At 33.6% G+C, this 24741-nt stretch carries 27 protein-coding genes and 1 pseudogene; 10 read left to right on the forward strand and 18 right to left on the reverse strand.

Annotation, left to right across the window (positions count from 1 at the left end; translation table 11 throughout):
- Positions 1-86: 86 nt before the first annotated feature.
- The 11 genes from MK119_RS08315 to MK119_RS08365 all read right to left on the reverse strand — a co-directional run bounded on the left by MK119_RS08315 (position 87) and on the right by MK119_RS08365 (position 9576).
- The gene (locus tag MK119_RS08315; protein ID WP_290676862.1) at positions 87-464 is read right to left on the reverse strand and encodes a hypothetical protein; all 378 of its coding nucleotides are present in this window, start codon (positions 462-464) and stop codon (positions 87-89) included.
- Between the two features lie 26 nt (positions 465-490).
- Complete coding sequence (locus MK119_RS08320; protein ID WP_290676865.1) at positions 491-1432, reverse strand: DUF3137 domain-containing protein; 942 nt, start codon at positions 1430-1432, stop codon at positions 491-493.
- The gene (locus MK119_RS08325; protein ID WP_290676869.1) at positions 1432-1992 is read right to left on the reverse strand and encodes a LemA family protein; all 561 of its coding nucleotides are present in this window, start codon (positions 1990-1992) and stop codon (positions 1432-1434) included. The genes MK119_RS08320 and MK119_RS08325 overlap by 1 nt, the downstream gene beginning before the upstream one ends.
- Before the next feature lie 244 nt (positions 1993-2236).
- Positions 2237-2710 (reverse strand): hypothetical protein, encoded by a 474-nt coding sequence (locus MK119_RS08330; RefSeq protein ID WP_290676872.1) that lies wholly within the window; start codon positions 2708-2710, stop codon positions 2237-2239.
- 14 nt (positions 2711-2724) lie between these two features.
- Positions 2725-3486, reverse strand: coding sequence for a cyclase family protein (locus tag MK119_RS08335; RefSeq protein WP_290676875.1), 762 nt, complete (start codon positions 3484-3486; stop codon positions 2725-2727).
- Positions 3487-3501: 15 nt separating this feature from the next.
- Positions 3502-4839 carry a hypothetical protein gene (locus tag MK119_RS08340; RefSeq protein WP_290676878.1) on the reverse strand — a complete coding sequence of 446 codons (1338 nt, stop codon included), beginning with the start codon at positions 4837-4839 and terminating at the stop codon, positions 3502-3504.
- A gap of 23 nt (positions 4840-4862) precedes the next feature.
- Positions 4863-5450 carry a 2OG-Fe(II) oxygenase gene (locus tag MK119_RS08345; RefSeq protein WP_290676881.1) on the reverse strand — a complete coding sequence of 196 codons (588 nt, stop codon included), beginning with the start codon at positions 5448-5450 and terminating at the stop codon, positions 4863-4865.
- A gap of 154 nt (positions 5451-5604) precedes the next feature.
- Positions 5605-6207 (reverse strand): hypothetical protein, encoded by a 603-nt coding sequence (locus MK119_RS08350; RefSeq protein WP_290676884.1) that lies wholly within the window; start codon positions 6205-6207, stop codon positions 5605-5607.
- A 95-nt stretch (positions 6208-6302) separates the two neighbouring features.
- Positions 6303-8120 carry a glycoside hydrolase family 2 TIM barrel-domain containing protein gene (locus tag MK119_RS08355; RefSeq protein ID WP_290676887.1) on the reverse strand — a complete coding sequence of 606 codons (1818 nt, stop codon included), beginning with the start codon at positions 8118-8120 and terminating at the stop codon, positions 6303-6305.
- 295 nt (positions 8121-8415) lie between these two features.
- A complete protein-coding gene (locus MK119_RS08360) occupies positions 8416-9090 on the reverse strand; it encodes a hypothetical protein (protein WP_290676890.1) in 675 nt (224 codons plus the stop codon).
- Between the two features lie 27 nt (positions 9091-9117).
- A complete protein-coding gene (locus MK119_RS08365; RefSeq protein ID WP_290676893.1) occupies positions 9118-9576 on the reverse strand; it encodes a hypothetical protein in 459 nt (152 codons plus the stop codon).
- A gap of 220 nt (positions 9577-9796) precedes the next feature.
- Here MK119_RS08365 and MK119_RS08370 point away from each other — a divergent pair.
- The 3 genes and pseudogenes from MK119_RS08370 (at position 9797) to MK119_RS08380 (ending at position 11866) form a co-directional block, all read left to right on the forward strand.
- Positions 9797-11152 (forward strand): annotated as a pseudogene (locus MK119_RS08370) (Mur ligase family protein).
- 92 nt (positions 11153-11244) lie between these two features.
- The gene (locus tag MK119_RS08375) at positions 11245-11715 is read left to right on the forward strand and encodes a hypothetical protein (RefSeq protein ID WP_290676896.1); all 471 of its coding nucleotides are present in this window, start codon (positions 11245-11247) and stop codon (positions 11713-11715) included.
- A 16-nt stretch (positions 11716-11731) separates the two neighbouring features.
- Positions 11732-11866: a hypothetical protein gene (locus tag MK119_RS08380; protein WP_290676899.1), complete on the forward strand. Its 135-nt coding sequence runs from the start codon at positions 11732-11734 to the stop codon at positions 11864-11866.
- An 88-nt stretch (positions 11867-11954) separates the two neighbouring features.
- On the opposite strand, the gene MK119_RS08385 is transcribed toward MK119_RS08380, so the two are convergent.
- Positions 11955-12560 carry an FMN-binding negative transcriptional regulator gene (locus MK119_RS08385; protein ID WP_290676902.1) on the reverse strand — a complete coding sequence of 202 codons (606 nt, stop codon included), beginning with the start codon at positions 12558-12560 and terminating at the stop codon, positions 11955-11957.
- A 2-nt stretch (positions 12561-12562) separates the two neighbouring features.
- A complete protein-coding gene (locus MK119_RS08390) occupies positions 12563-13018 on the reverse strand; it encodes a DUF1569 domain-containing protein (protein ID WP_290676904.1) in 456 nt (151 codons plus the stop codon).
- Between the two features lie 179 nt (positions 13019-13197).
- On the opposite strand from MK119_RS08390, the gene radC reads away from it, so the two are divergent.
- From radC to MK119_RS08420, 6 genes are all read left to right on the forward strand, one after another.
- The gene (gene radC / locus MK119_RS08395) at positions 13198-13899 is read left to right on the forward strand and encodes a DNA repair protein RadC (RefSeq protein WP_290676907.1); all 702 of its coding nucleotides are present in this window, start codon (positions 13198-13200) and stop codon (positions 13897-13899) included.
- Positions 13900-13988: 89 nt separating this feature from the next.
- Positions 13989-15284, forward strand: a complete 1296-nt coding sequence (locus MK119_RS08400) for a polysaccharide deacetylase family protein (RefSeq protein WP_290676910.1) — start codon at positions 13989-13991, stop codon at positions 15282-15284.
- Positions 15268-15951, forward strand: a complete 684-nt coding sequence (locus tag MK119_RS08405) for a YjjG family noncanonical pyrimidine nucleotidase (protein ID WP_290676913.1) — start codon at positions 15268-15270, stop codon at positions 15949-15951. Before MK119_RS08400 ends, MK119_RS08405 begins: the two co-directional genes overlap by 17 nt.
- Positions 15952-16144: 193 nt before the next feature.
- The gene (locus MK119_RS08410) at positions 16145-16699 is read left to right on the forward strand and encodes a hypothetical protein (protein ID WP_290676916.1); all 555 of its coding nucleotides are present in this window, start codon (positions 16145-16147) and stop codon (positions 16697-16699) included.
- Positions 16700-16714: 15 nt separating this feature from the next.
- On the forward strand, positions 16715-18142 hold the full coding sequence (locus MK119_RS08415; RefSeq protein ID WP_290676919.1) for a DUF5723 family protein: 1428 nt from the start codon (positions 16715-16717) through the stop codon (positions 18140-18142).
- Between the two features lie 52 nt (positions 18143-18194).
- Positions 18195-19004, forward strand: a complete 810-nt coding sequence (locus MK119_RS08420) for a hypothetical protein (RefSeq protein WP_290676922.1) — start codon at positions 18195-18197, stop codon at positions 19002-19004.
- A 46-nt stretch (positions 19005-19050) separates the two neighbouring features.
- Here the strand turns inward: MK119_RS08420 and MK119_RS08425 are convergent, their stop codons facing one another.
- Both MK119_RS08425 and MK119_RS08430 read right to left on the reverse strand, forming a co-directional pair.
- A complete protein-coding gene (locus MK119_RS08425) occupies positions 19051-20328 on the reverse strand; it encodes a replication-associated recombination protein A (protein ID WP_290676925.1) in 1278 nt (425 codons plus the stop codon).
- Between the two features lie 516 nt (positions 20329-20844).
- Complete coding sequence (locus MK119_RS08430) at positions 20845-20997, reverse strand: hypothetical protein (RefSeq protein ID WP_290676928.1); 153 nt, start codon at positions 20995-20997, stop codon at positions 20845-20847.
- 466 nt (positions 20998-21463) lie between these two features.
- Between MK119_RS08430 and MK119_RS08435 the strand changes: the two genes are divergently transcribed.
- Complete coding sequence (locus MK119_RS08435) at positions 21464-22219, forward strand: rhomboid family intramembrane serine protease (protein WP_290676931.1); 756 nt, start codon at positions 21464-21466, stop codon at positions 22217-22219.
- Positions 22220-22222: 3 nt separating this feature from the next.
- Here the strand turns inward: MK119_RS08435 and rlmB are convergent, their stop codons facing one another.
- From rlmB to MK119_RS08450, 3 genes are all read right to left on the reverse strand, one after another.
- Positions 22223-22960, reverse strand: coding sequence for a 23S rRNA (guanosine(2251)-2'-O)-methyltransferase RlmB (gene rlmB, locus MK119_RS08440; protein ID WP_290676934.1), 738 nt, complete (start codon positions 22958-22960; stop codon positions 22223-22225).
- A gap of 75 nt (positions 22961-23035) precedes the next feature.
- Positions 23036-23881: a hypothetical protein gene (locus MK119_RS08445; RefSeq protein WP_290676937.1), complete on the reverse strand. Its 846-nt coding sequence runs from the start codon at positions 23879-23881 to the stop codon at positions 23036-23038.
- 11 nt (positions 23882-23892) lie between these two features.
- The gene (locus MK119_RS08450; protein ID WP_290676940.1) at positions 23893-24735 is read right to left on the reverse strand and encodes a hypothetical protein; all 843 of its coding nucleotides are present in this window, start codon (positions 24733-24735) and stop codon (positions 23893-23895) included.
- Between the last annotated feature and the right edge of the window lie 6 nt (positions 24736-24741).

The raw sequence follows: 24741 nt of genomic DNA on the forward strand, positions 1-24741 counted from the left end.
ACGCAATCAATTTTCCATGTATCACCATATTTTTTGCAAATAGCTGTCCATGCAAAATGTGTTTCTCCTTGCACCGAATTTCCTTCTTAGTTTTTATAGGTTACTGTTACAATTTTGTCAACAATGGTATATGCCATGCTTCCATCATCCAAAAATTTAATGATTGGTTCAGTAACATCATCCCATTTTACAAATTCAACCGCAGAAAAATATCCGTTATAACGCGCTAATGTTTCTTCTTTTTTTGGGTGACTAATAATTCCCTTGTTTATAGAAATGAAATGCTGATAGAGCTGATTCAAAAAAGCAATGGAATCTTTTTTGAAGTGATGCGCTCTTTGAGCATTGTGTAATTTTAAGATTTGTTTCTTTTCTTTTTCAAGATCAAACGGTTGTTTATTAACACAAGAAGCAAATAGTAATAGCAAAAAAATACTGATACTAAGTTGTTTTGTAGATATCATAATTACAGTATTTTTATGTTTTAAAACTATCGTTTCGTCCAAATGCGAAGGTTTAAATCCAAGTCATTAATGATTTCTAGAATACTATTTACCTCAGCTAAAAAACGTTCTATTTGGTTGAAACTTACCTCTTCATTAATGCTAGCTTCAAACATATCAAACGATTCACTGATGGCGATGTACACATAATGTCCTCTAAATGATAAGTATAAATTTTCGCCAAAACGATCTTCTAATTCTACAATTCTGCTCATCATTTTGGGCGTTAGAATATATCTAGCTTCTATTTGGTCGTCACTGTAGACATTGAAACGATCTTCAAATTCAGGATCTTCCAATCGAACACGTTTGAATCGCGAAAACCACTTCCCGCCCGAAGAATACACATAGGTTTCGTGCTTAATTTCCTTGTTGAAATCTGCAATTAAAAATAAGCCTCTAAAGATAGTCGTATACCAGGTGGTTTTATTACCATCTTTATCTTTGGTTTCGTGTTTTTCTTCGGCATGAATTTCCGAAAAAGTAAAGGTAGTGGCATCTAATTTTCCTGTAAATAAATCTTCACCATTAAAACGATCAGGTCTTGTAAAAAGATTACTTGCAGTAAACATCGATTTAGATATATGCTGCTCGTCTTCATATAAAATGCCAGGAAATTCCGCTTCTACAATCGGTTTTAATACTTCATCCTTATATTTTTCAACCCACTTTCCTTTGAGTGAAAAAGAAATTGAGTAGGGAATCATAAAAATGATAGCTGGAGCCAAGAAAATAATCAGCAACATATAGTTATTGTGAAGTCGAATAACTTCAAATAATACTAAAAGAAACCCTAAAGCTACAATACCAAGATACACATATATTGTTGTTTTCCAGTTCTTTTTTGACCTTCTAAAGATATCTTGTTTCGCAGCTTTGAATGTGGAAAGAATCGCTGCGTATCTATTTTTTACTTCTTCAGAAATCATTAATTGTCAAATAAATTCTTTACACTAGGATTTTCTCTTTCTTCTGGATATACATCAAAGAATTCTTCTCTTCTAAAGTTGAAGATATTGGCAATAATGTTTGAAGGAAACTTATCCAATCCATTATTATAATCCAATACAGAAGCATTATACGCTCTTCTAGAAGCCGATAATTGACTTTCAATTTCGTTTAGGTTGTATTGAAGATTTAGGAAGTTTTCGTTGGCTTTTAAGTCAGGATAATTTTCAACACTTACGTTGAGTTGTTGCAAACCTTGCGACAATTTATTTTCTAATAGATGTCTTTCAGATTTATCTATAGGTTGTGTCATTAATTTTGATCGCAGAGCAGTAATGTTTTCTAACAAATCTTTCTCATGATTCATATATTGTTTGACAGTTTCTACTAAATTTGGAATGAGATCGTAGCGTTTTTTGAGCATAACGTCAATAGAGCTTTCGGCATTTTGTACTTGATTCCTTCTTCCAATTAAACTGTTGTAAATAGCAATAACTGCAATTAAAATGATGACAATAATCGCAATGAGAGCAATAGACATTTCCATAGTTTTAAATTTTAGATTAGTGTATATTTTATTGTATGCGTGTTATTTTTTGATAGAATATTTCACGCTACATCAAAATTCTCGATAAAATACATGATTTTTTTAGGATTTGAAATGAAAATGTAGCGATTGTTATAAATGAAGTACTCGCGGAAATGTTTGTAGTATTTTTGGGGAGAATATAAAGTTCTCCAAACCTTTGATCCTTTAAATCAAAAGTGCATGTCAGATATCTGAATTAATATGAAAAATACCAGTCATACCGTAAATATGGGATTTCTTTGATCAGTCGTTTTTTATAAACTCTAGCTTTTATTAGAAAAGGAATGGATACCAGTACTCCAAAAACACTTAAAAAGAACAGAATATTTCTTGAGAAGGAATGTTTTGATAGGCTCAAAACTGTAGTGTCAATATATACAAGTCCAATAATAGTTAGCGGTGTAGAAATTATAAGTATCACAGTAGCCATTAAAATACTTTGGTTTATACTTTTGAGTTTCTTTTTATTTCTTTTGATCAATGCCGTAACGCGCTCAGAAAAAGTATTATTCCAATAACATTTAGAGCATCTTCCTTCTTTAAATGTATGATGACATTGACGTTGTCCATACAAGTAATGCGCGCAATTTGGACACAAGTTTTCTTTTTTGGAAGTAGCTGCATAGTACTCGCTTTTACATTCTTTGCAAGTATTTATTTCTTTCGTCATTCTTTTGTATTTGTTTATTCTAGGATGGCGACTACACGCGCAGGCGCCGCTGAAGCTCCTACAATTTTTAAAGGAAATACAGCCACTTTAAACCCTGTGTGAGGTAGCGCATCTAAATTAACCAGTTGTTCCATATGGCAATATTCTTTACGTTGTCCAACTAAGTGCGCTTCCCAAAATAGCTCGGAATTCCCTGTTTGTTTGGCTTTTTGAAGCATATATGGTAGTGGTAAATCCCAACCCCAAGAATCAATTCCCATGACTTTGATTCCTTGGTCTATGAGCCATTCTGTAGCTTCGGCGCTCATGCCTGTTCCGATTTTATGAAAATCTTTTGTGCCGTTAAATTTGTCTCTTCCTGTTTTGATTAATACAATCATTTTAGGTTTGATTGTTAGGTTATTTTCGGAGAGAAATGTTGTAATATCTTCAACCGTAATGGCATCAAAATCAGCTTTGTGCTTCATATCAATTACAATACCTTCACCATAACACCAGTCGAGTGGAACTTCATCTATAGTTTTGGCTTTTTCTCCATTTACAGTTGGAGAGTAGTGCCAAGGCGCATCAATATGTGTGGTAGAATGTACGCCCATTTTTTTGATGGTATCATCTGCCCAACCATCAAATCCTTTTGGAAATAATTTAAAAGGCAACCCCAAGACGCGAATGAGCCATTTGGCTTTGCGATGTGGTTTATGCTTGATTTTAACTTTCATAAACCAAGGATCGTTTTTATTGTATTGAATTGGTTTGGAAAGGTCAATAATTTTCATGGTTGGTAGTTTTGGTTAGTCAGTTTTTATTTTAATTCCCGAAAGTAAATAGTCTGGATTATCTGTTCCGAAAGTTAAAAATAAATAGAGATAATTATCCTGAAATATCGGAGAAATAAATCCTCCTAAATGGTCAGATGTCCATTCGTATTCAGGGTATTTGTTATAAATCGTCATTGGGTTTACAATCAATGGACTTCGTTTATCGTGAATCCATTCGTTATTTTCAAGTGAAAGCAAACCGTATTCACGATTGAAAGAAGTTAAATATTCCGAAGGCAATTCCTCACTTCCTAATAGTATGTATAGTTTTGAATTGAAAGCTATATAAGTTGCGTCATCTGCTTTGCCACGTACATATCCTGTTTCATTTTTGGCTTTTTGTATGATTTTAGAAGAATGAATTCCTTTGTTCTGATTGAAGGCTTTTAGAATGTTTTTAGTGGTAATCTCATGAATTTCAGATTCAATGAAACGTTTACTTCTTCTGTGAAATAATATTCTATACAAGCCTTTGTGTTTTGTGATTGCTAAGGGGAAACTATTTTGATTTTCACCATGCCAATCTGGAATTTTGATTTCTTGCGGCGCTTGAACAATTTCTAGTTTTTTATTCAGAATCATATACGCAGAAGTGTACTTTCCGTTTGGTTGTTCTACGCCAAGTAACACTAAATAAGTTCCGTTTTTCAGTTCTAGAGGATTTCCAGTACTAAATACATTTCCTTCTTTTTTTGCAAACGGAATTTGCGAGGTGTCTAATAGTTTTTGTACTTGAAACGTCCAGTTTTCCATATCAGTACTTGTGGCATAATAGATGGCTCTTGTTTTGTGTGCGCCAAATATTACGGGAGTTAGTAAGACATAATCATTTTTGCTTCTTTCAATAATGCCACCAGCTTGTATATAGTTAATACGCTCGTCTTTTATGTATGTTGGATATTCTTTAAATAAAGGTTTGTTATGGATAATTTTGTAATTGATAAACGGATTAAAAAACTCTAAGGTTTCACCTTCATCCATGTTGAAAACGCCTGCATAGGTTTCGCCAAGTGTGATCCAACCTGAATTCGCATCCACATTTTTTATTTCTACAATCGTAGATGCTTCTTCACTTTGAGTAATAAACCAAGACTGTTTTTCTGTTGCTTGTACAAGGAGATTCTGTAAGTTTTGGTAATTAGTTTTAATACGATTATTTTCTTCATCAATCTCAATAATGTGAATTGGATTGGCGCGAGCTATATTACTTTCCGTATCTGATATCAGACAATTTGCAAAAAGATCATTTAAGTTTTGCGCTGGTAATGAGAAATTGCATAGAATACAGAAAAGTAGTAGTGATTTTTTCATGAAAATGATACTGATTTTTCATATTATCTGTATGGAGGACCTGAAACCCAGCCTACAATAGACTGGCGTGTTCCTTTTGTGATTTCAGTCACACGGTGCATTATGAATGAAGGAAAAACAATAATTGTTCCTTTGGTTCTAGGCGCTTTCACTATTTTTTTGTTGATCATAAATTCTAAATCGCCACCTTCATAGTCATCAGGATCTGATAATTGGATGGTCATACTTAGTTTTCTAGCAGAAATTTCTCCTGCGCCAAAATCAAGATGCCAATCAAAAAAGTCACCAGTGCTATACCTTGTTAACTGTAACTCTTGATGAAAACCTAGCAAGTCAAACCAATAGCGTTCGTTATTACAAGCCACGGCAATACTCGCCAGTTTGCTGTAAATCCAATCATTTTCAGGAGTATTATCAATAAACATCACGGAGCTTTTTCGCAATTCATCATCATATTTATTATCACCAGAAAGAGTTGCTTTTATGGTCTTATCATCATCCCAAAAATTCAAAATTCTATCGATTTCATGTGGAAGAAACAAGCCTTGATAGTATACATATTCTGCAAAATTGTGTTTTAAAGGAAGTCCAAAAGAGTAATTTATTGACATAATAGAAGCTGGTTGTTTTATGGAAACAAGATAATGAAATTATAATCTAACAAAAAAACTACTTAAAATCATGATAAAATTAGATTGAAGAAATATCTAAATCAATATTAATGTCTTCAATTTGAGTCATTTCAAGATCAAAACTTGAGACTCTCTAGATGTTCTTATAAATTTTTGAAGTAGTCTTTTTCTTTTGAATAGCTTCAATTTTATCTTCGTTAGAGAGCTTTACATAAGGAATACTTTCTTTATTTAGAATTTTTACGTCTTCAAACTTTAATTCAAATCTATTTGTGTTTTTAGCCGAACTACCTTCACGCCTTAAATTCCAAAACTTATTGATTTCAACATTTTTATAAGCATTAACTTCTCCTTCAAAATTCCCTAAATTATTATGAGTGACCAATTGAACTTTTGCCTCTTTAATGAATAAATTTTTTAGAGAAGTACGTATATGTTTCTCGGATTCTGATTTTTTAAATTGAATTGTACCACTGACCAATAAATCATAACCATTACAAAAGTTCATTGCTTTTAAGATGTATTCGTTTCGTTCTTGCAACTTTTTATTATCAAGTTTATCATTTACTTGTTGGGATATAGTCACAGAGGTGAGTATAAGCAAAACACCAATCAAGACAAAGCCAAACTTGTTTAAATTTTTTAAACTTAATGGTTTGCGAATATTTTTCTTAGGTTGGAATAGAATTCCATTTAAAGCAACTATTAATGTAAGAATCCCGATTACATATGCCATATTTTATTTTTATCAAGTTTAAATATCTATAGTGTTTTAATGTGAGGAAACACACATTAAAACTAATTTAAAAAAGCGGTGTTATATAAGAAGCATCATTCAAAAACCACTTCATCAATGTAGATCGATAGTGGGAATCCAAAACTGCTTGAAAAAAGTACCAAACCAGAGCGAATACAGCTTAAATTTTCGCGTTTGATTTTAAATGTATATTTTTTCCATTCGCTAGTTAGTTCAAGTTTTTTAGATTTTTTTGCGGTATCAGGAAAAGGTTTGTCATTGTCTATCAAACCAAACCCAATAGTTGCAGTAACGCCATCACGATTGGCTTTTGCCCAAAAAGAGAATTTTTTTGCACCTTCTATTTCGTAACCGCCCAAGGTTTCTCCCCAATCGTCTTTTGGATCTACAAAAGCAAGTCCGTACCAACCACTTCGTTCTTTGTATTCTATTTTGATAGCATAGTTTCCAGCATGCACTTCGTCAGTGTTTTGGGTGTCTACAGACATCGCTTTGTAATTTCCCATGTATCCAGTTGGCATGTATGGTAAGTCATTCCCATCTTTATATACATAAAAAGGAAGTGTTACTTTTGGAACTAAATATTTTTTGTTTTTAGCATCTTCATCATTTACTTTAATTCCTGTGGAAGCAATGCCTACATTATTGAAAGTATCTTGCACGTTGACATAAACTTTGACAGCGCCATGTTCTTTAGGAATTTGAATTTCGAAACCATCTTTCAACGAGCCTTTGGAGTTTACTTTATTGATTTGACTTCTTCGTTTGCGACTTCCTGTTCGTTGATTGTAGAAGAAACTAACGGTTAAATCTTCATTTTCAGCATCTAAGACTTCTAAAGAAACAGGAATCCATGTATGACTTTCTAAAGTTGTTTCTGGTAATTCAAAGGTTTTTATTTTAGGAATTGCATTTGTAGGTTCTTTTCTAGTATATGCCTTACGGATTCCCCAATATGTTGGACGATATAAACCTCTGTGATGCGTAAATAACCATGGCGTTCCAAAATCATTTCCGTTGGCATAATGAAAGACATACACTCCTAAACACTGCGATTTATTTTGAATCCAGTTGTGATAACCATCTACAATTGTATTGTATTTTTCTTCGTCAGATGGCTCTACTTTGACGCCATTTTTTTCATTTTTAATGTCCCATTCTCCAGTAACATTAAATTCAGTAATGATATACGGTTTGTCAATAGCTCTTTTTTTGAGTTCTTCTTGAAGAAAATTCGCACCGGCGCCATAACAGTTTAAACCATAAATATCTACAGAAGGCACATATTTTTGCCACCATTCCAATCCAAACGTCCATGCTTCAGTAGAAGAAATGGGATGGTTTTTATCAATCTTTTTAATGTCACTGCATACACGCTCTAAAAATTTGGAATAGGCTTCTTTTTCAGCGTCTGTTGCCATGTTGAGATAGACTTCATTTCCAACGCCCCAAGTCAGTACAGCAGGATGATCTTTATACATTTCAACTACTCTTATAGAGGTCTCATACATGGCTTCCATACCTTCCATATCTTGTAAATAATCAAAACTATCATCGTCTTCCATGCCAGGACGTCCGTGTCGCATCCAAATACCAACCATGACTTTGATATTGTATTTATGAGCAGCATCTAAAAACTTTTTGGTGTTTTTTCCGGTTGCCCATGTACGAAGCGTATTGACACCAAGCGATTGCAAATCTTTGAAATAGGCATCATAATTGACAACATCGTTTTCATGTCCAAACGTAGCGCCTTTTACAACAAAAGGTTGCCCATTGACTAATAAACGCCAAGTAGCATCTTTTTTGTCAAGAGTTACTTGTGCATTCGTACTAAAACAACAGAAATACAATAAGAGTATGCTAAAAATAGAAGTTTTGCTTGTATTCATACATTGAGGAATTAGAAATGTGCAGTACTATAAAAATACGAATTATTGCTGACTTTTTTTGAAGTTTTCCAAATCCCCAAACAAAATATAACCCAACAAAAAAAAGATAATGATACTTGAAATTTCAAATTTCTGTTCAAAAACTAATTGCAAAACAACATGAATTAATGTCATCACACCAACGGTTCGTAGTGTCCAACTATTTTTAATGAAGTTTATAATTTTATTCATGGTAAATGATTCTATATATAGAGATAAGTTGCTAATTTGCAAGGTATGTTACATACTTAATTCATTATTTCCAAAACTTCCAGAATGTTTTTTTAGCCACTATTTTATTTGTGGATGTATGTTCTTTTTGAAAAATTGAAAATACACGATCGTAATTGTAATCAATACCATCATATGCTTTTTGCCAATTGATATCAGTAATTTTTATGCGGGTTTCTACAGAATTATTCCAACAAGTTTGAAAGTTATTTTCATGCAATAACTCAATAATTCGATTGGCGATTTTAAGTGCTACTTCATCATTGTAATCTACGCTGTCAAATCCGATAAAGAGTACTTTTTCGTGAATGGCACGTTCTAAATCTTGAATGTGATAATAGCAATATCCTTTAGCTGTAATACCTAAGGTGCTGAGTTCGTCAATAATTTCTCTACAATCACCTTCTGCATCTTGTCGTGTAAATCCTGCTTTGTGAAGACTTACAATTTTTTCTTTGTTGAGTTGGTCAAATACTGCTACAAGTCTATCAAAATCTGTTGGTTTCTTCCATTGTAGACTTTCTTTTTTGTGAGCTGCAAATTGTTTTGAAATCTCTATATGTAGCCAATCAACGTCAAAATCATCTACATCATAAAACAGGTCATTAATAATTTCAGAAATTGTATATTCATCGTCAAAGCCAAAAAGAACTTCTTTTTGAATTTGTTCTAGCGTTTCATCTTTTAGTGCTTGTGTCAAGAATGTTTATTTTTTAGCAATAACAAATTAGTCTTTTATTCTACTTTTTAAGTAATGTAAATATAGAAAGAGTCCACCCAAAACAAAGAGTACAAATTTTAGAATAATCAAGAAAACTTTTGTTCCATCCATACGCCCACTGTACTCAAAATAATTAAGAACAGATTCTATATCAATCCAAAATATACAAGCAATCAGAATGCTAATACCAATTTTTCCAAATAATAAATTTAGATTTTCTGTATGTGTAAACGCTTTCCCTTCTCGTTTGTTTAAGAATGCTTTTTTGAAAAAGATCATTTCTAATAAAACTCCTAAAACCCATGAAACTGAAGTTACTATTAAAAGTATTGTAAGTCCTTGACCTGTTGAGATACCTATAAATGTGCTCAATACAAAGAATAAAATTAAGCCAGGGATGAAGTTCAGTATGAATTTATCGAATATGATTTCATTAAAAAACGTATTGATTTTGTTATTATCCATGTTGATTATTATTAGTGGTTATTTTTCTTGGTTAGAATTGATTATCTTCTTTAAAAGTAAGAAATTACTAAAGAAGTATGAAGATTAATATTTCGGAATGTGAAATGAAGGAGGAAAAAAATATGATATTCAGCAATGAGTTCAGTCAGAAACTTTGATGAATTAAAATTCCAAAAAACAAAAAAGCGGTTTATCTTTACACTTTAGAATTCTACAAAACATGCGAATACATTTTATAGCAATTGGCGGAAGCGCAATGCACAATTTAGCCTTAGCTCTACATGCCAAAGGATACCAAATTACAGGAAGTGACGATGTGATTTTTGAACCTTCAAAAAGTCGATTAGAAGCCAAGGGATTGTTGCCAGAAACTTTTGGTTGGTTTCCAGAAAAAATTACTGCCGATTTGGATGCTATTATTTTAGGAATGCACGCAAAACCTGATAATGCAGAATTATTGAAAGCGCAAGAATTAGGAGTTACTATTTATTCGTATCCAGAGTTTTTGTACGAACAGTCTAAATACAAAACACGTGTTGTGATTGGCGGAAGTCATGGGAAAACGACCATTACTTCGATGATTTTACATGTGTTAAATTACCATGACATTGCAGTCGATTATATGGTAGGTGCGCAATTGGAAGGATTTGATACGATGGTACATCTTACCGAAGAAAACGATTTTATTGTTTAGGAAGGAGACGAATATTTATCGTCGCCAATTGATCGTAGACCAAAATTTCATTTGTACAAACCGAATATTGCTTTGTTAAGTGGAATTGCTTGGGATCATATCAATGTGTTTCCAACGTATGAAAACTATGTAGAGCAATTTCAAATATTTGTAGATTCTATTACTAGAGGTGGAAGCATCAATTACAACGAGGAAGATCCAGAAGTTGTCAAAGTTGTAGAAGCTTCTGAGAATCCAATTCGTAAATTGAGTTATAAAACACCAAACTACACAATTGAAAATGGAGAAACCTTTTTAGAAACTCCTGATGGTTTGATGCCGATTGAAGTATTCGGAAAACATAACCTTAACAATCTTGCTGGAGCCAAATGGATTTGCCAACACATAGGCGTAGACGAAGAAGATTTCTACGAAGCCATTTCTACGTTTAAAGGAGCAAGCAAGCGCTTAGAAAAAATAGCAGAGAAAGGTTCTACGGTAGTGTATAAAGACTTTGCACATTCGCCAAGTAAAGTAAAAGCAACTACGCAAGCAGTAAAAGAACAGTATGCAGATAGTACAGTATTTGCTTGCTTAGAATTACATACTTATAGTAGTTTGAATGCCGAATTTTTAAAAGAATACAAAGGTGCTTTAGATGCTGCAGACAAAGCAGTAGTATTCTATTCTCCACATGCTGTAAAAATTAAACAATTGGACGAAGTTTCAGAAGCGCAAATTGCAGCAGCTTTTCAACGAGAAGATTTAGTTATTTATACAGATCCAGCAGCATTCAAAGCATATTTATTCAATCAAAACTTACAAAATACAGCTGTATTACTCATGAGTTCTGGAAACTATGGAGGACTCGATTTGGAAGAATTTACACAACATATACACTAAAAAAAAGTAGCGTTAGGGAAAAAGACCAAACCAATAAAACCAACTGCATATTTTTCATAATTACTTTTACCAAAATAATAAATCGATTAATTATGAAAAAACCACTTTTCTTAGCGTTTATAGCGCTTAGTTTATCCATTATTTCTTGTTCCAACGATGGCAATATTATTCCTGAACCCGAAGAAAATTTCTTTGCTTTAACCGTTGGGAATTCTTGGGTATACGAACATTGTCGTAGAGAAAATCAAGTTACAGCAGTCTATAATAGTGTTGGTGTTATAGATTCTATTAAAATTACAGGAACCGAAATCATCGACGGCAACGAGTTTTATAAATATCGAATTCGCACTTCAGGAAACGATACAAACAATCCTATATATCGACAAAACAGAGAGCGTTTTCAATATCTCAGAGATTCTACTGGTTATTTATTCAACCAACTAGGAGATATATTATTCTCTGGAGAAGACGAACAAGAGTTTCTGGCAAGTGATGGCGCTACTTATCCAGTTTATTCCAGACGTGGAGAAGGCACAGAAACAATTTCAACACTAAGCTGGTGAATTTGAATGTGAATTTATGGAAGTATATGCACGTATGGCTCCTAGTGGAGAATTGCTGCCAGGACTTGATAAAAAATACTATACAAACGGTATTGGACGTGTTCTTAGTACCATATCTTTTGCAAGTAGCCCAATTCCTGTAACAGAATAACGTTTGATTTCTTACGATATTCGATAGAACTATTTCAAAATACCATAAATAATTTACTTTAAGTGACCTGTGTAGAAGTTAGTGTTAACTACAAAATGTTGTCGAGAAAAGCCGTAATATCTTTGCGGCTTTCTTGTATTAAAACTTCTTTGGCAAGTTTTCTGTCTTTGGGCAATTTGTCTTGTGATAACTTAAACTTTCCTTCCCAAGATGTAATTTCTAACTTTATTCCAACAATATAGTCCAAAAGTGCTTGTGCCCTTGGGTTTTTAGTATCTAGTACATACGGATTATCTGAAGTTTCCAAAGTAGAAGTCATGTGAGCAATAGAAGCAATTACGTCCTCATTATTTGTTATGCGTGTAGCTTTTGCCGAAATGTGTACCTTGATATAATTCCATGTGGGAAATTGTGTGGTGCTATAAGTGTTTGGTGAAATGTAACAATTTGGTCCGTGAAATATAACTTGCGCGGGAATGTTCTCTTGAAGCAATTCAATATGCGGATTAAACTTATCTACATGTCCAATCAAAGAACCAAACTCACCATCGGAAGTATTATACATCAATGGAAGATGCGTGGTAAAAATTTCACTGTCTTTCGCAGAAATTAAAGTAGCTAATGGATATTGCTTGATTGTTTCAACAATATTCGTAAAATCGGTCTCTTGATGATGTTTTGGAGGATAATTCATATTTACACACCAAATTGCGTTAAATGATGATTCAAATGTTTATACTGCATCTTTCCCCATTGTTCATGTGTAAAGTCTCCAAACAATGGATGAGCTGGCCATTCAGTTGTATCTTCAGAAGCACTAAATTTAGTTACCAATGCAGCTAGTTTTGCTTTTTCAGCAGCAAGATCTCTTTCATCACTAATAATAAAATCACGTACAGTAGGTAAATCTTGTTTCCAAGGCTTATCGTTATACATTAAAGGTTTATATATCCTAAAAACCAATCGTTTCATAAAACCAAGTTTCTTTTTACCAAGTTGTAAAGATCCCATGGCAACTTCTAAAGGTTTCTGGCAGTGCGTACACATCTGTGCAACCGACATTTTTCCCCAACTAGGAGTTGATTCTACAGTTAAACTCTCAATACGATTTTGAATTTCTTCATGAGTATCTGCGTCAAATAATGATTTCATGTTGGTGTATTTTTAATGATGTAATTGTAAAAAATAGTTGCGATCTAAAGGTACTGTAATCGCCTTAAACCTAAAAATAATTCTTAAAAAATAACGCTTATATAATTTTTTCAACGCTTATAAACTCATTTTACAAATCAATAGAAAAAAAGAGTAGCTTTAATCAAATTGGAGTAAAAATGAAAGACAGAAATGTACAGCTTGGATCTATAAAATATTGGTCAGAAGATGACCGACCACGGGAAAAATTAGAACTCAAAGGTAAAACCGCTTTGAGTGATGCTGAATTATTAGCCATCTTAATTCGATTGGGCAATAAAGAAGAAAGTGCTGTGTCGCTTTCCAAACGAATTTTAGCCTCTGTTGGAGGAAATTTGAATGAACTAGGAAAACTATCTTCCGAACAACTCCAAAAGTTCAAAGGTGTCGGTTTGGTCAAGGCAATTACTATCATAGCAGCATTAGAATTAGGGAAACGTAGGCAAATAGAAACCAAAGTAGAACGTAAAAAAATCACTTCAAGCAAAATGGTGTTTGAAATTATGCAACCGATTATTGGCGAATTACCACACGAAGAATTTTGGATTATCTATTTAAACAATTCCAATAAAGTCCTCAAAAAAACACGATTAAGCAAAGGCGGCATTACAGGAACATTGGTCGATATTCGTTTGGTCTTAAAAACAGCTTTAGAAGTTGGAGCCGTGGCAATTATACTAGCACACAATCATCCATCAGGTACTTTAAAAGCAAGTGCAGCTGACAAAGCTATCACTAAGAAATTGAGTTTGGGTGCTGAAAATTTAGATATAAAAGTATTAGATCATTTAATTATCACAGATAAAGAGTATTTTAGTTTCGCTGATGAAAACTTACTCTAAGAACTCGTTTATGCTATGTACATTTAAGCGAAAATTAGAACTTAAAAAGTAAATTTTCAACAAAATAAAAAGTTTAAAAGAGTTCCACAATGCTGTTAGTATATACGAAAACCATTACCCCAAGATTACGGTATACATTCAAACATGTACTCACACGTATTTTAGGAATTCCTATTGATTTTACAACGAAAATTGAAACCTTTATTGCTCACAATGAAGTCAAAATGTCGTATGTAAAACAACCATTAGGCGATGAATTTTCAGTGCGAAGTCATGATTTACTTTTTGAACAAGGAATAGGAGAAGTAGAATTTTCTATTCAAAAATGGGACAACACTCCTTGTTTTTTTCCAACTGGAGAAAAAAGCTCGATTCCGTATGACATTTTTGCAGCAAGTTTTTACATGTTGAGTCGTTATGAAGAATATTTACCGTACGTAAAAGACGAGCATGGGCGTTATACCGCAGAAGAAAGCTTAGCGTTTAAAAACGATTTTCTTACCACTCCAGTAGTGGATATTTGGGCACATAAGTTTTTAGAAATTATTTTGGAACGTTTTCCTGATGTTGTGTCCGAAAAGCGTGTCTTTGAATACAAACCCATCATAAATATTCCGGTGGCGTATGCGTATAAAAAACGTGGTATTTTAAGAACATTAGGTGGTTTTGCTACAGATATTGTACGACTTAAGTTTTCACGTTTCATAGAACGTTTTGCAGTATTACTAGGAATGCGAGACGATCCTTTTGACAATTTTGAAACCTTTATTGCATTACACAAAAAGTATCAATCAAAAGCGTATTATTTCTTTCAAATTGGCGATTATGCAACCAATGATCATAACATATCCATTTATAAAAATGTATTTGTGCGTTTGATAAAAAACGTATCCGATTATAGCAAAGTGGGACTGTTAGCATCGTATGCTTCCTTTTCGGAAATCAAAAAATTGAAAATAGAGAAGAAGCGACTGACGACTACCATTAATAAACCTGTTAAGCGCGTGCGACAACATTTTAATATGCTTAATGTTCCACAATTTTATCGAGCGCTGATTAATTTAGAATTTACAGAAGATTATTCAATGGGTTACAGAGATACTATTGGATTTCGCGCAGGTACCTGTAGTCCGTTTTACTTTTATGACATTGGCATGGAAATTCAAACACCTTTAAAAGTCAATCCATTTTGCATGCAATATACAGGTGATATAGAATCGGAGATTTTTCCGAATGAAATCATGAAAATGGCAACTGAAGTCCAAAAAGTAAATGGTACTTTTGCAGCAGTATTTCACAATGTAGTGCTTTCAGAACGCAATATGGAGTGGAAAGAATTGTATGTCAATTTATTAAAAGCGTATAGCAATGAAACACATCACTGATATTTTCTTTGATTTAGATCACACACTTTGGGATTTTGAAAAAAACTCTGCGTTAACCTTTAAAAAAATACTATCTGAAAATAAAGTTGACGTTGAAATTGAACGCTTTTTAGCAGTATATGTGCCTGTAAATTTGGAGTATTGGCGCTTGTATCGTCATGAGAAAATTACCAAAAAAGAACTGCGCTACCAACGTTTGTCAAAAACATTTCAGGCTCTTGAATATAATGCTTCAGACGATTTAATTGATACACTATCTTTTCAATATATAGAATTTTTATCTACGTTTAACCATCTTTTTGATTACACAGAAACGTTATTAGATAATCTTCAAGAGCGCTATAAACTTCACATAATTACAAATGGTTTTCGCGAAGTACAACGTAAAAAGATGAAAGCTTCAGGAAGTTTTAACTATTTTGAACATATTATTGATTCCGAAAGTGTCAATGTAAAAAAACCGAATCCAAAAATCTTTGAACACGCGTTAGAATTGGCAAAAGTAGCACCCGAAAACGCACTGATGGTAGGTGATAGCTTTGAAGCAGACATCATGGGAGCATTGGAAGTAAACATGCATGCCATACATGTAGATTTTGATAAAAAGTACACACATTTGCTCTGCCCAATTGTACATCACTTAGCAGAAATTGAAAAAATCCTGTAATAAATTGTAAAAAGCGTCGTTTTTTTAATAGAAAGTTGTTATTAAGAAGAAAAGTCGTATGCTTTTCCCAAAAGTTGAATTATATTCAATATCCTGCCTTATTGCATTGTTTTTTTAGTGAATGATTCTGAATTGAAAGCTTTTCAAAAGTTTTGCATATAGGTATATCCTTAAATTAAAATCTTGATTGCAGATGTTACAAAAAATTGCGCCAATACTATTTGTACTTCTCTTCGCTTCCTGCGTAAAAGATGTCGATTTTGACCAAGCAGAAGATATTGCTATTTCTCCTGTAGTAGAATCGAGTTTGATCTTTTTTGATTTTGAAGCAGCTCAGTTTTCAGAGCCTACAGGAACAGAAATTGTTGTAGAAGGAGATGATTTGGAACTTGATCTTTTCAATGATCAATTTTTCCGTGATAATTTAACGAAAGTTGAATTCTTTTTTGAAGTAACCAACTCTATTGATAGAAATTTTAGAGCCGATGTTACTTTATTTGATGCAAATGATCAAATACAACATGCGTTTGCTATTGATGTAGTTCCTGATGGAAATAACGAAGTTGAGGTAACACATACCGAAGTGTTTGAAGATGCTTTGCTAGAGCAATTAACGAATACAAAACGCCTTGGGTTTGTTTTAAGTATGTTTCCAAGTCCGACAGGAATTCCATTAGATGAAAACAGTATTGGGAACATAAAAATGCGTTCTAAAGCTACTTTATTCTTTTTAATAGATAACGAATAATTAATTGTTCACTCTTTGAAAAAACTCAGTTTCATATTCCTATTCTTGACTTGTTTTGCCTTTGCACAAAATAAGCAACTGCTCTATAATTATACGGATATTCCCCAATCGTTATTGCTCAATCCTGGAACAGAAGTAAATTATAAATGGCATGTAGGGATTCCGATATTGTCGCATATTCATGCAAGTGCTGGTGCTTCTGGAGTAACGGCCTATGATTTGTTTGCAGACAATGGAGTTAATTTTAATGACAAATTGCGTCGTGTTGTTTATAATTTAGATCGAAATGACTATTTCACCGTCAATCAGCAATTGGAAATTTTAAGTGGTGGATTTGCCTTTGGAAACTCTTATGAACCTAATAAATACTTGTCTTTTGGATTGTATCAAGAATTAGATTTACATTTTTACTATCCAAGAGATTATGCCATTCTTGCTTTAGAAGGAAATCAGTCTAATATTGGACGTGAGTTTGATTTGGGAGATTTGAATGGTAAAGGAGAATTGATTTCAGTATTGCATGTAGGTTTGACCACAAAAGTCAATAAGAAGTTTACCTATGGTATTCGCGGAAAAATTTATTCGAGCTTGCTTAATTTTAAATCGACCAATAACAGAGGTACATTTGTTACAACAGAAGGTACCAATAACTTTTACAATCACACCTTTGATTTAGATTTGGAATTACAAACTTCGGGCTATGCTTCTTTAATTGATTTGGATAATGACGGACAAAACGATTGGAATAAAAAAGCAGTTAAAGAACTTCGTAAACGTTTACTTTTTGGTGCAAACTTAGGTTTAGGACTTGATTTTGGTTTTACGTATCATCCAAAAGAACAATGGACTGTTACTGGAAGTGTACAAGACTTAGGATTTATTTATCATACCAAAGATGTAGAAACTTATAAACTTAAAGGTGAATACACTTTTGAAGGAATCAACCCTTTATTCCCTAATAATGGTTCTGGACAAACTGCAGATGAATACTGGCAAGAAATCTCCGATAATTTTGAAGATTTATTTGAATTAGATACCATTTCAAAGAATTATATTTCATGGCGTTCGCCAAAATTGAATGGTTCTGTTTCGTATAGATATGGAAAGAAAAACATAAAGGAATGCAATTGTACTGCTGATGAAGGTGATTATTTGAACGAAGCAGGATTGCAATTGTTTGCTATCGGGAGATCTAGACGTCCACAATTTGCTTTATCAGCATTTTATCGCAGGCAATTATTCAACTTTTTAAGCGGAAAAGTAACCTATGCAGTTGATGGTTTTTCTAAAACCAATATAGGCGTTGGTTTGTCTACACATATTGGAAATGTCAACTTCTACATAATGGCAGATAATCTTCTGGAATATCAAAATCTGGCAAAATCCAATTATGCTTCGTTTCAATTAGGATTTAATTACATTTTTCCGATAAAGAAAAAGTAGTCAATTCCAATAAAATTCTTAATTTGGAAGCCTAATAGAAAAAAATATACAGATGAAACGTTTTTTGGCAAGTGTTGTTTTTCTTTTAATCACCTTTTCTTGTTTTTCACAAGGACTTAATGAATACAAGTATGCAGTTATTCCTTATAAGTTTGACTTTTTAAATAAGCATGATAAATATCGTGTAAATACCTTAGTGCGTCACTTGTTCAAAAAAGAAGGTTTTCATGTATTATATGATAATCAAGATTTTCCAGATGAGCTAGTAGCAGATCGTTGCATGGCATTTTATGTTGATATCAAAAACGATTCTAACATTTTTACGACAAAAATGTCTTTTATATTGCGTGATTGCTCTAATAAAATCATCATGGAAACTCCTATAGGACGTTCAAAGATCAAAGCTTACGAAAAGGCATACAACCAAGCTTTACGAAGAGCTTTTGAGCATATTCAGGCTGAAAATTATTCATACGAACCAAAGAAAAAAGAAGTTGTGGAAGTTCCGCCTCCACCGTCACCAGTTGTTGTTAAAGAAACTCCAAAAAAAGTAGTAAATCCAAAAGTGGAAGAAGTGGTTGAAGTAGAAGCTACTGTAAAGGAAACCGTTACCAAAAAGCCAATGAAAGAAACAGTTGCAGAAACTGCGAATACTGTTTTGTATGCTCAAGCTATTGAAAATGGATATCAGTTGGTAGATACAACACCAAAAGTGGTGATGATTTTATTAAAAACGGGTGCGCCAAATGTATATTTAGTAAAAGGAAAAGATGCTACCGTATATAAGGAAAACGGAAAGTGGATTTTGTCTAAATCATCAGGAAGCGGAATCCAAAAATCTACTTTAGACATTAAGTTTTAATTTCAATGTCTAATTGCTGAAAGCATAACAATCTATATTTTACAGTCTAATAATCATATTTATCTTGCCATCGATTTTTTAAGAAATCACGAAGGCTTTTCTCGCGCGGACTTCTTCCAGGATCATAGATTTTAGTATTTGAAATTTCATTAGGAAGATATTCTTGTGCTACAAAATTATGATTGTAATCGTGTGAATATTTGTAATCTTCGCCATAACCCAAATCTTTCATCAATTTCGTTGGTGCATTTCGCAAATGTAGTGGAACTGTCAAATCGCCTGTTTCGCGTACAATTGCTTGTGCTTTTTTGATGGCCATGTATGAAGCATTACTTTTTGGAGAAGTTGCTAAATAGACAGCGCATTGACTCAAAATAATACGTGCTTCAGGATATCCTATAATAGTAACCGCCTGAAACGTATTCGTTGCAATGACCAATGCGGTCGGATTGGCAATTCCGATATCTTCACTGGCAGAAATCAGCATTCTACGAGCAATAAACTTTACATCTTCGCCGCCTTCAATCATTCGAGCTAACCAGTATAGAGCACCGTTTGGGTCACTTCCACGGATAGATTTGATAAAAGCAGAAATGATATCGTAATGCTGTTCGCCAGTTTTATCGTATAAAACCGTATTTTTATGAACACGACTTAATACCAACTCATTTGTAATCTCAATTTTTTCTGTGCCTTCAGAATTGATCAGGAGTTCAAAAATATTGAGCAATTTTCGTGCATCTCCGCCAGAAAGTTTTAATAAAGCTTCCGTTTCCTTGAGTGTTATTTGTTTCTTGGAGAGTTTTATATCTTCTTTGATGGCACGTTGTAATAGTTTTACCAAATCTTCTTTTCCGAAAGGATTTAAGATATATACTTGACAGCGCGATAATAATGCGGGAATTACTTCAAAACTTGGGTTTTCAGTGGTGGCTCCAATTAGAGTTACCCAACCTTTTTCGACAGCTCCTAACAAAGAATCTTGTTGTGATTTGCTGAATCTGTGAATCTCATCAATAAATAAGATTGGATTTTTTGTAGTAAATAAACCATTGTCTTGTTTGGCACGTTGAATTACTTCACGCACTTCTTTTACACCAGAACTAATTGCACTTAGTGTATAAAATGGTCTATCGGAAGTTGTAGCAATAATATTTGCTAGGGTTGTTTTTCCTGTACCTGGCGGTCCCCAAAGCAGGAGCGAAGGAATAATTCCTTGTTGAATTTGGCGTGTAAGCACACCAGTTTCTCCAACCAAGTGTTCTTGGCTGATATAGTCTTTTAATGTTTTTGGACGAATGCGTTCAGCTAATGGTTCACTCATGCTGCAAAAATAATGCAATTATCCAAACTAATCATGAGAAGTTGGCATAAGATACAGCAACTACAAATCAAACTTTATACAGGTGTGCTTATTTTCAAATCATAATATTATATTCGAACACCACAGGATTTCTTTTTGGCATGTTTTATAGCACAATCCAAATCTCTTCCGTCTAAAACGCCTCCACAATTCCCACCAACGATAAAGCCTCCAACGTAAGCACTAGCTCTTCTGATTCCACGCCAGATATCACCTAAAAGGTTTTTTTGTACAGGTGCTGTTTTAGCGTCTTTTCGACTTGCAAGGTTTAATTGAGTTAAACGATAGTTCCATGGATGAGAACAGTCAAGTGTTGCATTAACCCAATAGCTATAACTATGTTTGGCAATACTGCATGCTCTTAAAAAGTTGGCAGCGTAGTTTCCTGTTTTTAAATTCGGGTCATATATTATTAGGGGATTGTTTATGACAAAATCTACAAGCGCTTCAATCTAGGCAGTAAACTCTTGAATACTTTTATAAAGAGTTATTTTCATAAGAAATGGCATTGTCAAAAATGCTAAAGAGCATATCCGTAAGCGGAACATCTTCTGCTTTGATGGCATTCATGCTTAATAGTATGTTAGAAGTTCTGTTCAGATTTACTTTCAATTGTTCTATCATATCCATTTGGACTTCGTGTGTTTGCCAATCTTTACATTAACAAGAATTACTATTGTATGATTTGTATAGCTGTCAGCAAAGTGGAAGATGTCTTCTAAAGTTGCAACATTAAAATTTGGCATCGTGGCTATGTGATCCATAGCTAGATTGTGTGATACTCCATAGTTGTCGAAATCATAGATAGACTTTAGGGTAGCTTCTTCAGTTATTTTGTCCGTTGTATTTTCTTCATGGCTATAAGAAAAAAGTAAAAGGACTAGCAGCGTCGTGATTATTAATTTTTTTTTCTTGGTGTTGGTTTTAATAGGCTTTTTTATTTAATTAGACAATTAATAATCAGTAAGATATATGTGTATCCCATATTTTTTTAATGGAAAAACCTTAATAATTGTTGGAATATGTAGTCGCTATGACAATTTTTCATGAAAACACATCTTGGCTAATTTTTTGACTAGTTTGTGTAAAATGTACTATGAATTCCAATGAACAGCCTTTTATATTCACGCCAGCAGTAGTTTTATTACCATTTCTATTTATCCTTTCGATTTGGTTGGTGTATTGGAGTGAAATTCGTTTCGGATTTCGTTTCAACGATTATGGTGTATATCCAAGATCATTTAAAGGTTTGAGAGGCGTTATTTTTAGTCCATTTATTCATGGAAGTATGCGTCACCTCTGGAATAATACTGTACCACTTTTTTTACTGAGTGCAGCCGTTATTTATTTTTACCGTTCGCAACGTTGGACTATTTTTATTGTTGGATTTTTTGGTTCAGGAATTATTACGTGGCTTATTGGTAGAGAAGCTAATCATATTGGCGCCAGTGGATTTATTTATGTGTTGATGAGTTTTATCTTTTTTAAAGGCGTGATTACTCGATATTATAGATTTATTGCGCTTTCTTTGATTATCATGTTTATTTATGGTGGAATGTTGTGGTATTTATTTCCGATTGAACCTCATATTTCTTGGGAAGGACATTTGGGAGGATTTATCACTGGTTTTTTACTGGCTGTTTTTTTACCAGTAGTTTATACCAAGGAAACCTATGAGTGGGAAAAAGAAGAATTTGATCCAGAAGATGATCCGTTTATGCGCCATTTTGATGAAAACGGAAATTTTATAGAAACACTACCAGATGAAGTAGAGGAGGAGTCAATCACTCAACCTAGAATCAGAGTAAATTATATTTATGTAAAAAAAGCTAAAACCTTTGAAGAAGAATAATTTTTACAATCGTTGTCTTACAATCTCATACAAAAACGCTCCACAGGCTACAGAAACATTCAAAGAAGCAATTTCGCCATACATTGGTAGTTTTGCACGATGATCTACTATTTTTAATATAGAGGGGGAAACGCCTTTTCCTTCCGATCCCATAACAATAGCTACAGGAACTGTAAAATCTACATCATATACATTGTTTTCTGTTTTCTCGGTTGCAGCTACTATTTGCACACCTGAACTTTGTAAATGGTAAATAGCATCTTTGATATGATCTACTTTGCAAATAGGAATTTTAAAAATGGCACCAGCTGATGTTTTCACAGCATCTGCATTTACAGGAGCACCACCTTTTTTCTGAATAATAATTCCGTCGACACCTGAACATTCAGCAGTTCTAATGATGGCTCCAAAATTACGTACATCGCTTAGTTGATCAAGAATTAAAAACTTGGGAACTTTTCCTGATTCAATCACGTTTAGTACTAAGGAATCTAAGTCATGAAATTCAACGGGAGATATTAATGCAATTACACCTTGATGATTCTTCTTGGTTAGTCTATTTAATTTTTCAGGAGGAACAAATGAAGTGCTGATAGCATTTGATCTTAAAAGTTGGTCTAATTCGTTAAATAAATCACCTCTGAGACCTTTTTGAATAAAAACCTTATCAATTGTACTACCTGAATTAATTGCCTCTATAATAGCTCTTATACCAAAAATTTGTGTTTTATTATTTTGCATGGGACAAATATAAAACAAAAAACCACCCGAGTGGGTGGTTTTTTTATGTATTCTAATGTTATATTAGATTTTATGCTATAGTGGTGTATAAACAGACACTCCATTTTCTCCGTATCCTTCGCAGAACCAAGAGATAGTAACTACTCCTGTTGCAATATCAACTTCGTTAACACCTCCATCTAAAGGAATACAAGCTCCCCAAGGATCACTTTGACCTTCCCATTGGATTTTGTTACAAGAGTTGCTGAAATTTACATCAAAACTAGTTGGACCAGTGTTGTATGCAGCACTGTAAGGGCCTCCATTGTAAAGACCTCCTGAGAAATCTTGTATGAAGAAAGTTCCGTCTCCATTGTCAACGATTTCTGTCACTTCAGTATGAGGGTTGAAGCTTGGCAAGAAATCATGGTAACCATAATTAGTAGTTACACTGTTCATTCCACCTAAGTCTAACGTAAGGTCACATACTAAGTTAACTGTATGTACAGTTGTAGCTGAACCATCTGATAATCCGATTCCAATGCCTCTTGAAGCACTTTGTAAAACGATATCAAAAGTGATATCAGAAGATACTAATGCAACATCCGCACCTGGCACAACACTTAAATCGATCGTTGCAGTGTTTGTATTTGGAGCGATATTAACTGTTCCTGAAGCTGTAATAGCATCACTTGCGTTCCCTAATACATCTTGAATAGTATAAGAAACACTCACGTTACTAGTATTAATAGGCGCTGTAAAATTAACAGGAATTGAAATAGTTTCTAATGAACTATTAACTGACGTAGTTGTTGTAGCAGAAGGGAACTCAATCCATCCAGACTCTGGATTTGCTTGAAATCTGCTATCATCATCGCTTACACAACTATATGTAAGTACCAATACTAATGGTAGGATGAATAATTTTACGATTTTTTTCATAACAAGGTTGATTATAGTTTAGTTAGTGTATATGAAGTAGTAGCTACAGAACCACAGATTTCAGCAGTATCTTCTGCAAAAATAAGTGTCATGTTAGTGTCATCTCCAACAGTATAAGTACCTGGTGTTGGTGCAGGTCCAAAAGCAATTGAACCACCACATCCAACTCCTGATATTTGTCCATCAACAATACCATTAGCTACAGTAGTACCACAAACTAAGCTGAAAGAAAAATCAGCTGGTGCATTTGCAAATCCAAAGCTTGGGTAACACTTTACATTAAAGATTCTTTCCGTAGAAGCTGTCCCTGGTGCTAAAGTAACTGTAATACCAGTTCCTAGAGCTGGAGCAAAACCTGCAGCTCCAATTCCACCAGATACAAAGTTTAATGTATAATCACCAACTGCAAATGTAGATGCAATTGGGCAAATCTCTACTATTGATACTGTGTGTGTAATTGAACTTCCAACACCTCCACCATCAATTGAATCAATCTTCAATGATAACGTTTCTGGCGTTGTAGTTAATCCATTATCTACAGCAGTTACAGTTAAATTTGTAAAGTATTCACCTGCTGGAATTGTTACAGTAGATGGAAAGCTATAGATTGCAGCATCAGCAGTAGTATTATCAGTATCAACAGAAATTGAAACCGTCCTGTCAGATGATGAAATTGTACTAGCTCCAACTTCAATATCAATAGTATTACTATCGTTTATTTCAACTTCTAAAGTTGAGGAAGTTCCATTAAAGTACGCCAAGGTCTGGCTACCGTCGTATATAGGAGATTCTGTTTCCTCACAAGAAGTCAACAAGAATAAAGCTCCCATAAAAAATATTGCTATTTTTTTCATTACTTT

Origin of the sequence: Kordia sp., from assembly GCF_022447245.1 — a bacterium.
GTDB lineage: Bacteria > Bacteroidota > Bacteroidia > Flavobacteriales > Flavobacteriaceae > Kordia.